At 42.8% G+C, this 10523-nt stretch carries 16 protein-coding genes and 1 tRNA gene; 13 read left to right on the forward strand and 4 right to left on the reverse strand.

The features are described 5' to 3' along the window. On the reverse strand, positions 1-386 hold a 386-nt coding region (locus F7C14_RS04650; RefSeq protein ID WP_290900325.1), incomplete at its 3' end, for a cobalamin-dependent protein. A gap of 145 nt (positions 387-531) precedes the next feature. On the opposite strand from F7C14_RS04650, the gene F7C14_RS04655 reads away from it, so the two are divergent. Genes F7C14_RS04655 through merA form a run of 10 tightly spaced genes read left to right on the forward strand, consistent with a single transcriptional unit; the run spans position 532 to position 5719 of the window. Beyond that, the gene (locus tag F7C14_RS04655) at positions 532-765 is read left to right on the forward strand and encodes a YhbY family RNA-binding protein (protein WP_290900327.1); all 234 of its coding nucleotides are present in this window, start codon (positions 532-534) and stop codon (positions 763-765) included. Between the two features lies 1 nt (position 766). After that, positions 767-1216 (forward strand): 30S ribosomal protein S19e, encoded by a 450-nt coding sequence (locus F7C14_RS04660; protein ID WP_012964574.1) that lies wholly within the window; start codon positions 767-769, stop codon positions 1214-1216. Between the two features lie 33 nt (positions 1217-1249). After that, complete coding sequence (locus tag F7C14_RS04665) at positions 1250-1585, forward strand: DNA-binding protein (RefSeq protein ID WP_290900330.1); 336 nt, start codon at positions 1250-1252, stop codon at positions 1583-1585. Positions 1586-1594: 9 nt separating this feature from the next. Then, entirely contained in the window at positions 1595-1747 is a 153-nt protein-coding gene (locus F7C14_RS04670; RefSeq protein WP_012964572.1) for a 50S ribosomal protein L39e, read from the forward strand. A gap of 6 nt (positions 1748-1753) precedes the next feature. After that, complete coding sequence (locus F7C14_RS04675; protein ID WP_290900332.1) at positions 1754-2023, forward strand: 50S ribosomal protein L31e; 270 nt, start codon at positions 1754-1756, stop codon at positions 2021-2023. Between the two features lies 1 nt (position 2024). Beyond that, the gene (locus F7C14_RS04680) at positions 2025-2681 is read left to right on the forward strand and encodes a translation initiation factor IF-6 (RefSeq protein WP_290900334.1); all 657 of its coding nucleotides are present in this window, start codon (positions 2025-2027) and stop codon (positions 2679-2681) included. A gap of 10 nt (positions 2682-2691) precedes the next feature. Next, on the forward strand, positions 2692-2868 hold the full coding sequence (gene rpl18a / locus F7C14_RS04685; RefSeq protein WP_012964569.1) for a 50S ribosomal protein L18Ae: 177 nt from the start codon (positions 2692-2694) through the stop codon (positions 2866-2868). A 4-nt stretch (positions 2869-2872) separates the two neighbouring features. Next, positions 2873-3292, forward strand: coding sequence for a prefoldin subunit alpha (pfdA, locus tag F7C14_RS04690; protein WP_290900337.1), 420 nt, complete (start codon positions 2873-2875; stop codon positions 3290-3292). After that, complete coding sequence (gene ftsY / locus F7C14_RS04695) at positions 3292-4272, forward strand: signal recognition particle-docking protein FtsY (RefSeq protein ID WP_290900339.1); 981 nt, start codon at positions 3292-3294, stop codon at positions 4270-4272. Before pfdA ends, ftsY begins: the two co-directional genes overlap by 1 nt. 55 nt (positions 4273-4327) lie before the next feature. Next, on the forward strand, positions 4328-5719 hold the full coding sequence (gene merA, locus F7C14_RS04700; RefSeq protein WP_290900341.1) for a mercury(II) reductase: 1392 nt from the start codon (positions 4328-4330) through the stop codon (positions 5717-5719). On the opposite strand, the gene F7C14_RS04705 is transcribed toward merA, so the two are convergent. Further along, positions 5720-7387: an ATP-dependent DNA ligase gene (locus tag F7C14_RS04705; protein ID WP_290900343.1), complete on the reverse strand. Its 1668-nt coding sequence runs from the start codon at positions 7385-7387 to the stop codon at positions 5720-5722. It lies immediately after the preceding gene. Between the two features lie 48 nt (positions 7388-7435). Here F7C14_RS04705 and F7C14_RS04710 point away from each other — a divergent pair, with 48 nt between their 5' ends. Continuing rightward, on the forward strand, positions 7436-7645 hold the full coding sequence (locus tag F7C14_RS04710; protein WP_290900345.1) for a pyruvate carboxylase subunit B: 210 nt from the start codon (positions 7436-7438) through the stop codon (positions 7643-7645). 124 nt (positions 7646-7769) lie between these two features. Beyond that, on the forward strand, positions 7770-8948 hold the full coding sequence (locus tag F7C14_RS04715; RefSeq protein WP_290900347.1) for an MFS transporter: 1179 nt from the start codon (positions 7770-7772) through the stop codon (positions 8946-8948). On the opposite strand, the gene F7C14_RS04720 is transcribed toward F7C14_RS04715, so the two are convergent. Continuing rightward, complete coding sequence (locus F7C14_RS04720; RefSeq protein ID WP_290900349.1) at positions 8895-9605, reverse strand: hypothetical protein; 711 nt, start codon at positions 9603-9605, stop codon at positions 8895-8897. The two genes, F7C14_RS04715 and F7C14_RS04720, sit on opposite strands and share 54 nt — an antisense overlap. Positions 9606-9684: 79 nt before the next feature. Here F7C14_RS04720 and F7C14_RS04725 point away from each other — a divergent pair. Beyond that, positions 9685-9757 (forward strand) — tRNA-Gly (locus F7C14_RS04725). Between the two features lie 82 nt (positions 9758-9839). Here the strand turns inward: F7C14_RS04725 and F7C14_RS04730 are convergent. Beyond that, complete coding sequence (locus tag F7C14_RS04730) at positions 9840-10274, reverse strand: hypothetical protein (protein ID WP_290900351.1); 435 nt, start codon at positions 10272-10274, stop codon at positions 9840-9842. Between the last annotated feature and the right edge of the window lie 249 nt (positions 10275-10523).

A 10523-nucleotide genomic window follows, 5' to 3' on the forward strand; every position in this document is an offset into this window, starting at 1 on the left:
ACTTCAACGATAGTTTTCTCCCCCTCTCCAATACACACGGCATCAGCCTCTCTTAAACCTTCAGCAGGTCTGTAGGTTACGTGAACTCCTCCGAAAATGACGAATTTTTCGGGAAACGCTTTCTTTATTTCTTTTGCGTACTCTAAAGATCTTTTGAAGAGAGGGGTGGTAGCAGTAATCCCAACAAGGAAGCAGTCTTTAATTTTCTTCAAAACTTCCCCCACATCAAGTCTTTCAGCCATCGCATCGATTATCTTTACTTTATACCCCTCCTTTCTAAGAACAGCTGCGAGATAAGCCAATCCAAGCGGTGGAGAGATAAAATTCAATTCTTCAGCGAGTTCAAATTTACCTCGTGGATTTATCAAAGCAATATCTACCATCATTAATAATTTAACTTGGACTCCTATAAAATTTTCTGATTCTTCCGACTTTATTTATTTGAATCTGAGAGAGTTCTCCTCACACTACTTAGAAGGTTTTCCGCCGAGGAAGCAAAATTTTTTAAATCACCCCTTTAAGCTTAAATGCATGAAAGTTGTCACGATAAACATCGGAAAGAAGGGCATAACTGATGAAGTCATAAAGGAAATTAACGCTACTCTGGAAAAGAAGGGTATCGTGAAAGTTAGAATGCTCAAGAACTTTAGAAACTTCACAGCCGGAGGCAAGCATAAGAAGGAGATTGCTCAGGAAATATCTTCTAAAGTTAACGGAAAGCTCATAGACTTTAGGGGATTCGTCTTAACTTTCAAGAGGTGTTGAGATGGCGACGGTTTATGATGTCCCTCCGGATAAGCTGATCGCAAGAGTGGCTGAAGAACTTAAGAAGATGGAAGAGTTCACCCCGCCGGAATGGGCTAAGTATGTTAAAACTGGTGTTCATAAAGAGAGAGCTCCGGAGCAAGAGGACTGGTGGTATACGAGAGTTGCCGCTATTTTCAGAAAAGTTTACACAGACGGGCCGGTAGGAATTGAGAGGCTGAGGACATTTTACGGTGGTAGAAAAAGGAGAGGAGTGAAACCACCAAAATTCAGGAAGGGAAGCGGCTCGATAATAAGGAAGGCTCTCCAGCAGCTTGAAAAAGCCGGGTTCGTACAGAGAACGAAGGAAGGGAGAATTGTAACCCCGAAGGGCAGGTCTTTTCTCGATAAAATAGCGGCTGAAATTAAGAAAGAGCTCGTCAAAGAGATTCCAGCCTTAGAAAAATACTAAATAACTTGAGAGATAAAAAACGAAGGTGATACTATGGACGAGTTAGAAGAGATTAGGAGAAGAAAGCTAATGGAACTTCAGGCTAAAAGGGAAAAAGAACTTGAGGAACTTGCGAAACAACAGGAAATGCAGAGACAGATAGAAATGCAAAAGAAAGCCATACTTAGAGCGATTCTTGAGCCTGAAGCAAGAGAAAGGCTTTCAAGAATAAAGCTCGCCCATCCGGACATTGCTGAGGCTGTTGAAAATCAGCTTATAGCTTTAGCTCAATCCGGAAGAATTACGAGGAAAATTACAGACGAAATGCTTGTTGAAATTTTGAAGAGAATAATGCCTAAAAGAAGGGAAACGAGAATAATAAGGAAGTGAGGTGGGAAAGTGGGGAAAAAGACCGTTGGTGTGAAAAAGAGACTTGGTAAGTTCCTGAAGCAGAACAGGAGACCACCGGTTTGGGTGATTCTTAAAACTAAGAGAAGGGTCGTTACGAGTCCGAAGAGAAGATTCTGGAGGCACACTAAGCTTAAGGTGTGATGGAATATGGCGGAGATCGTGTTGGAGAGGGTTTACAGCATAAGGCTCAAGCACAAAATGAAGAGGTACCCAAGATGGCTGAGAGCTAAGAAGGCAATCCGCTACGTGAGGAGGTTCCTCAGCAAACATATGAAAACCGACGAGGACAAGATCAGGCTTGATACTAAGATAAATGAAAAGATCTGGGAAAGAGGCGCGCAAAAACCACCGACGAAAATAAGGATTAGGGCAGTTAAATTCGACGATGGAGTAGTGGAGGCTGAGCTGTTGGAGTAAAATGCCGAAACTCTTAGCAATACACGGAAGTCCACTGATCGGAATGTACGTGAGGGCAAATGAAGACTATGCGATTATTGGAGTCAGGGATTACAAGGCTGAAGAAGCTATAAAGGAGGAACTGGAGGTAAAAGTCATAAGGAGCACGATTCTTGGCTCTGAGCTTGTGGGAGCGATGCTTGCGTTGAATTCAAATGGGGCTATTGTGAGCGATTTAATCCTCGAAAAAGAGCTGAAGAAGATAGAGAAGTACATGGACGTTTACAAAGTGCATTCAAAGATGACGTGCATGGGTAACGTGATATTGATTAACGACAGAGGCGCAATAGTACATCCGGAAGTTGAGGAGAGCGTGTTAAACGTTCTAAAAGATGAATTAAAGCTGAAAGTAGCAAAGGGGACTGTTGGGGGAATAAAAACCGTCGGAATGGCTGCGGTTGTGACAAATTCTGGAGGTTTGCTGAATCCGAACGCCAGCGAGTGGGAAGTGAAGAGGGTTGAAGAGACGCTCGAAATAGAAACTGTTACGGGAACCGTAAACTTCGGGAGCGATATGGTTGGGACTGGAGTTGTTGCAAATTCGAAAGGATATGTTGCTGGAAAAGATACAACAGGTTTCGAGCTCGGTGTGATTGAAGAAGCTCTTGGATTTGTTTGAGGTGATGAACATGCTCTTCGAAGTGAGGGGTATGTTTAGGGATGCTGGTGGGTGGAACAAGTTCAAGAAGATCGTAGAGGCTCACAATGAGAGATTCGCTCTGGAAAAAGTTTACTCAATAATCGGAAGCAACCACAAAGTGAAGAGAAATCTTATAAAAATTGAAGAAGTGAAAAAGCTTGAGTGATAGCATGAGTAAGGAAAGAGAAATCCAGCAGAGATTAATTTTACTGGAGCAGCTTAGAGAACAAGCCGAAGCACTACAAAGGAGGCTTGTAGAAATAGAGCTTTTCAAATCGGAGCTTGAGAGGACTATTGAAAGCTTGGAGTTCTTCGAGAAATCTGAAGAGAAAACTGAAGCGCTGATGAACCTTGGCGGTGGAGTTTTCGCATATGTCGACATCGTTGAAAAGAAGAAGTTCCTTGTTGATGTCGGAAGCGGAATTGTGATCGAGAAAGAGCTCAGGGAGGCTATAGATTTTCTCAACAAAAAGAAGGAAAACATGGAAAAAACGAGAGCTGAGATCGAGGAGGCTATAAGATCGATAGCTTCGAGAATGGAAAGTTTGCAAAGGGAAATAGCGGAACTATCGAAAGAGGCTGAGAAGTGATGTTTAAAGCTTTAAAAGAAAAACTCTCTTCTTTCAGGAAGAAGGTTGACGAGGAAGCGGGAGAAGAAATAGCTAAAAAAGAAAAAATTGGATTAAAAGAGAAACTCGCAACGCTCATCCTTGAAAGGGAAATAATAATAGACGAGGGAAAACTTGAAAAAGTTCTGCCAGAGCTTGAGATGGTTCTCCTTGAAAGCGATGTTGCCTTCGAAGTCGTCGATGAGATCGGCTTGAAGCTGAAAGAGAGGCTCGTTGGAAGAAGAAAAGGGATCGGAGAAAGCTTGTCCTCTCTCGTTCTAAACGAGCTTAAAGAAATTTTGAGAGAAATACTGAGCAGAAATTACTTCGATTTTGATGAATTCGTCGAGAAAAAGTTGGAAGAGAAGAGACCGCTCCACATAATTTTCGTCGGAGTAAATGGTACCGGAAAGACAACGACGATAGCCAAGCTTGCCTACCGCTTCTTAAAATCCGGAAAGAGCGTCGTTTTAGCGGCTGGAGATACCTTCAGAGCTGGAGCTATAGAGCAGCTTGAAGAGCACGGAAAGAAGCTTGGGGTTAGAGTGATAAAGCACAAACCCGGTGCGGATCCTGCTGCTGTTATCTACGATGCAATCAAGCATGCTGAAAGCAAAGGCGTTGATGTCGTGCTCTCAGATACGGCTGGAAGAATGCACACGAAGAAGAATCTAATAGATCAGCTCGAAAAGATAAAGAGAGTTACGAAGCCCGACTTAACAATTTTCGTTGATGAAAGCTTAGCTGGGAACGATGCCGTAGAAAGAGCGAGAATGTTTAACGAGGCTATTGGAATAGACGGAAGCATTCTGACAAAAATCGACGCAGATCCGAAAGGTGGGTGTGCGATTTCCATAAGTTACGTTACAGAAAAACCAATTCTATTCGTGGGAACTGGGCAAAATTACGAAGATCTCGTTAAGTTCGATCCGGACTGGCTTATAAAGAGAATTTTTGAATAATTACCAGATTGTTAGGAGTAAACTATATATCCAAGAATTAAGTTAAAGTCATTTCATGCAAAAGTATGATGTGGCAATTATTGGATCTGGTTCGGCAGCCTTCGCAGCAGCTTTAAAAGCATCCGAATACGGGGCAAAAGTTCTTCTAACGGAATTCGATGAGGTAGGTGGAACTTGCGTTAATCGAGGATGTATCCCGACAAAAAATCTAATTCACGCTTCTGTAATCTACAAAAACGCTAAAAAAGGTTTTCCCGGGGTAAAAGCTGATGTGTCCTTAGATTTCGCATCCCTCATAGCCCAAAAGGATGAGCTCGTAGCAGAATTGAGGAAAGAGAAGTATATCGATGTTGCTGAAAGCTACGACAACATAAACCTCGTTCAAGGAAGGGCTAACTTCGTCTCACCCACGGAGATAAAAGTTAACGGAGAAATTTACAGAGCTGAAAAGTTTATTATAGCCACTGGAACTCGACCAGCGATTCCTCCAATAAGAGGGTTGGAGAACGTGGGGTATCTAACTTCGAGAACTGTACTTCAACTTGAGGAACTTCCCGAATCGTTAATTATCATCGGGGGTGGTTACATCGCCCTCGAAATCGGACAGCTTTTTTCCAGATTTGGAAGCGATGTTACAATTCTTGAAAGAAGTGAAAGAATCCTAAGCAGGGCTGAGCCAGTAATTTCCGAGCATCTTCAAAAGTACATGGAAGAAGACGGGATGAAAATTTACACTTCAGCGACGATTTCAGAGGTTAGGAAAACAGGAGACGGGAAAGAAGTGGTCGTGAAAATCGGTGGAGAAACGAGAAAACTTAAAGCGGAGCACATTTTAGTCGCTACCGGAAGGAAACCGAACACAGAGAACCTCGGTTTAGAAAAGGTAGGCGTAAAAACAGACAAAAGAGGTTTCATAGTCGTTGACGATGAACTAAGAGCTTCCGAAAGCGTGTGGGCTGCTGGTGACGTGATAGGAGAGCCCATGGCAACTCCAATTGCTGCAAAGGAAGGAATTGTCGCTGCTGAAAATGCCGTTGCGGATAAACACAGGACAATGGATTACAGAGCAATTCCGAGGGCGATATTTACTCATCCAGAAGTTGGAATAGTTGGATTGACAGAAGAGGAGGCTGAAAAATCCGGATTTACCTGTTCTTGCAAAACTCTCTTGATAAAAGATGTGCCAAAGGCGAGGGCGATAAGAGAAGAGAGAGGGATTATAAAGATGGTAGTCGAAGCAAACACCAAAAGAATTCTCGGAGTTCACATGCTCGGCGAGAGAGCAGCGGATGTGATACATGAGGCTGCTTTGGCGATAAAACATAGAATGACTATCGATGACATCATTGACCTTGTGCACGTTTATCCGACGATGAGCGAGGCGATAAAGATGGTGGCGCAGATGTTTTACAAGGATGTCACGAAGCTCAGCTGCTGCGCAGAGTAATTATCCACCTTTACTTTTGAACTGCATCTCATAGAGCTTAGCTATTCTTTCAAGGGTGTCGGCTTCTTCAACGCTCTTGTCGTCTCTCAACCTTACGAATCTCGGAAATCTCAACGCAAATCCGCTCTCGTACTTTGGACTTTTTTGAATTTCTTGATAAGCCACTTCAAATAGATACTTGGGCTGGAAGACAACTCTCTTTCCTTCCTCATACTCTATAAGCGGTTTGAACAACTCCGTAAGTTCTTCGAGGTCTTCGTCGGTAAAACCTGTGGCAACTTTTCCAACCCTCAGCAACCTTCCGTTCTCATCTCTGCAAGCCAACTCAAAAGAGCTGAGGAGGTGACTCCTCTTTCCTTCACCCCATTCTCCACCGACAACGACCAAGTCGAGAGTTTCCATAACAGCTTTCAGCTTTAACCACAACTTGCCTCTTTTTCCGGGGGTGTAGGGAGAGTCGAGCCTTTTAAGCATTAATCCTTCGTGTCCAGCCTCTATTGCTCTATTGAACTCTTCTTCGACAACTTTTGGGTCGCTTGTTACCACTTGCTGAGCTACTTTTATTATCTCGCTTTCGCTGATTACTTCCTCAAGCTTCTTTCTCCTCTCTTTCAGCGGAAGGTCTATGAGCGTTTCACCATCGTAGAGAATGTCGAAGAAGTAAACTATCAGCGGAATTCTCTCCATAGCTTTGGATATCTCGTGCTTCCTCCTGAACCTCCTTAAAACCTGCTGGAATGGCATAGGTCTCCCATCTCTGACAGCTATAACCTCCCCGTCCAAAATCACGTTCTCTCTCACGCACTTCTTCACTTCATCGACAATTTCTGGAAGAGCAGAAGTTACGTTTTCGAGCCTTCTTGAGAAAATAGTCACCTTTCCATCACCGTAGTGAACCTGAACTCGCGAACCGTCGTACTTCCACTCAACAGCAGCTTCTTTCATCTCCCTCAAAGCTTCATCAACGCTTTCAGTTACCTGAGCGAGCATCATTTTTACTGGGTAGTGAAGCTGGATCTTCATTTTCATCAAACCGTCTTTTCCTTCCTTTTTAGCCACAACAGCAACTCTTCCGTAATCGTTTGTTAGCATGTAAGCTCTTTCAACTATTGAAGAGTCTATCCCAAAAGCTCTTGCTATCGCATCCCTAATTATTCCCTCCCCAACGCCGAGTCTCATCTCTCCAAGTATGAGTCTCGTAAGGTATCTCGTCTCTACGGGAGTTGCGCTGACGTAGAGATCCGTTAAAAGCATGACTCTCCTCTTCTGGCTCCCCTCACCGCTAAGTTTAGCCATCTCTTCGAATATTTCCTTCACTCTTTTTATCGTAAGCTCCTCCTGAAAGAGAGTGGTCTGCTTTTTCTCTTTTAAAAGCTTTTCAGCAGCCAGACCAAGATCTCCGGTCTCTTTTATCAACTGCTCGATTCTACTTTTGCTAACGCCGGTAACCTGTCTGAGAGCCTCGTAGATTAGTCCGACTCCAACTCCGATCTCTCTCTCATCCCAAGGAGGAAAAACTCTACCCATGAGGAAGTGAATAACGTTGTAAAGATCGTCGTCATCTTCTACTTTCCTTATAAATGCGGCAATTCTTGCCGTTAGCTCAAGAGTTGACGAAATCTTTTCTATCACGCTACAAAATTCAGCGAATTCTTTGAAAGTTAGCATATATGATAGTCTGGACAAGTAATATTAAACCCTTGCCAAAGTCTATGTATGGAGGAACTCTTTGAAGCGCTTAAAAGGTACTTTGAAGAAGTTAGAGAGAAGGGCTTGAGTTATGAGGAGGTTCAGTACGAACTCGACTATCTGATTTATCCGTACATAGGTTCGTTCCTATCAAACGGGGAAATAACGAAGGAAGAGGCTATCGAGCTTTTCAAGTTCTGCGAGGAGAACCTGAAAGCTTTGAAGGATAGGCGGTAAATTTTTTAATCGCTAAATAAGACATTATTACGCCCGAAGAACCGGCGGGGTTGAAAGGTGAGACCCCGTGGGCTCATCGGGCAAACAATAATATTTTTATAAAATTTTAATTCCAAATTTTTCTATGAGGTGGATTTACCCTCCGTTGGGAATGCTGATTTTGACCATGCTCGGAGGTATTTACACCTTCAGCCTCTTCTATGCTCCAATTCAGGAGTACTATTCGATAGAAAACATCGCACCTCTCACACTTGCGTTCTCCCTCATAACAATTACATACTCAATTTTCATAATTCCGGCTGGAGTTTTGTACGATCGCACAGGTCCGAGGGTGCCGCTACTCCTCGGAGCGCTCGTAATCTTCATCGGCTACGTTATCGCCTCTCAAATGAGATATTTTGAGTGGGATACCGCTAAGCTTCTCTACTACTTAGGGCTCGGAGTTGCGTTAGGCTTGGGAATAGCTCTTGTCGATTCGGTTCCACGTCCTCTCGTTACTAAGTGGTTTCCAGATAAAACTGGAACTGCCGTTGGAATAGTGGCTGTTGGCTTCGGTATCGGCGCTGCGGTGATGACTCCAATTATTTCCTACTTCCTCAGCGTAACTTCAGTTTTCGAAACGTTCATCTACGTGGGATTAATTTATTTGGTGGTTATTTCCCTCTGCGCGATTCCCATGAAAGACCCTAAAATTGAGAGAAAAGATGAAGAAATTTCTCTGAACCTATCCGAAACTTTAAGAGATAGAAGATTTCACGTTCTCTGGTTTGCTTTTTTCCTTTCAACTTTTGCCGGATTGATGGTTATAGGAAATGCCGCCCCGATACTTAGGGAGGGAGCAAAGCAAACACCGGAGCTCGCAAGCTTGATTCCCGCCTTTCTAATAATAACCTCCTTCGCAAACGCGTCAGGAAGACTGATCTGGGGATTTCTACTTGATAAAATCGGAGTCGTAAATTCAATGCTTTTAAATTTCGCAACAACAGCCTTTTCATCTTTAGCTCTATCAAAAGCTTTCTCGACTTTTCTCGTTTTTCCACTCGCTTCGATAATTTACGCAAACTACGGTGGTGCTCTTGCAATATTCCCTTCAGCCACAGCCATATTTTTCGGGAAAAAATATGCTGGAAGAATTTACGGAGCAATATTCACGGCTTGGGGGTTCTCTGGGCTTATAGCTCCGTACGCTGGAGGTTTGATGAGGGATGTAATGAGAAGCTACACTTCCGCTTTCTATCTCGCGACCTTTTCAGCCTTTCTTGCGGTGCTCTTGGTTTTTCTCAGTAGAAGGTTTTTCAGATAGTTCTCTAAGAATTTTTACTTCTCTGATGAACCTGTAGAGCTCTCCGGTTTTTTTGAACTTGTAGATTGCATAAGAAAAGGGGAAATTCAATATTACCAAAACCAGCGGAACCCAGTAGAATTCGTTGTTCAGGTAAACTAACAAAAAGCTCTGGAAAAGGAAAACTAAATTTTCAAAAACTATTGGCGTTAGAAAGAAAATCACGCGATTCTTTTGCTTAGCTTTTAGATAACTCACGATGTCCAGTTTCATTCCAAGCTCAAGCGGGTTGTACCTGTAGAATCCCGTTATTTTTATCCCCGTAATCAGGGAGCCTATCAGTCTTCCCACGATGAAGGAGGAGTAAACTACTGCTGACTCAACGGCAAATAGCAACGCTGCTTTTAATAAAAACTGAAGATTTTCGGAGGCGATTAGAAAAAAGAGAACATTTGTTAGAACGATTAATGAAGTGAATATTGCAATGCCGCTTTTTAAAGAGAGAATTAGTTGTTTATCGAAAATTTCATCCCTGAGCTTTGCAATTCTAATCAGAACTTCTTCATCGACTTCTTCAGTTCTTTTTATTACTCCGACCAGCTTCCAAAAATCTTTTTTCGCATCTTCTCCTCTTTTGATTTTTTCTTCAACAGCTTTGAGAGCTTCGAAAACGTTCACTCTCTAAAGTTACCCTACAAAAAAATAAGCGTTGCTGAACCAAAAGTTTTTAATCATCGCAAACTTCAATATTTACTGAGCGGTCGTAGTCTAGCCTGGCAGGACACGGGCCTCCCGAGCCCGTTGCCCGGGTTCAAATCCCGGCGGCCGCATACCGTCAGCTCGTTCATTTTTACAATTTATTAACATTACATCTGTGCAGAAGTCGTATTTTTTATTTGACTTCGCAAAAGCTTAAAGTAACTTTTTGAGCAGTTCCTTCACTCTTTTTTCCATTTCGTTTAGTTCACTTATAATAGGATTCTCGGAAAAATCTATGCAATCGTGAATTATTTCAGCTACTTCATCGCTTAGATTTTTGAGACTAAACTTTTCGATTACTTCCACGGCAAATTTTTCCAATTCCTTGGGTTCAGCAATTCCAAGCCTGACGGCTTCAATCTTCTTCAGAAGATCCTTTAAAATTTTGATCTCGATGTCGTCTTTAACAGGCTCGACTATTTGGACCTCACACTTGTTTCTCCTGAGAATCTCTACAACTCTGTCGAGTTCCTCTTCTGGGACCTCCACGATCTTGCTTGCGGGAACTGATTTAAACTTCTTGAGGAACTTGCTTACGTTAACCTTCCTCCACCTCTCCTTGGGGAAACTGACCACAACCAAAGGCATATACTATCTAATCGATTTCAGCCGACTCCCGTGTGGATAGGTATCGAGAGGATGAGCGTGATTGTTGAGATAAGAGATGCGAAAAGGGGAAGATAGTTCATAGGGATAGGAAATATCCTTAGAATTGCATTACATTACCCAAAACATCCTCAACCCTTCTCATAACTCTACGGTGGAACGCTTATATTCACGACTTAGAAACATTGTTGGGTGGTAGGATATGGAGGAAGAAGACAAGTTCTCAAAATA

Origin of the sequence: Ferroglobus sp., assembly GCF_015521575.1 — an archaeon.
In the GTDB taxonomy this organism is placed as follows: Archaea; Halobacteriota; Archaeoglobi; order Archaeoglobales; family Archaeoglobaceae; genus Ferroglobus.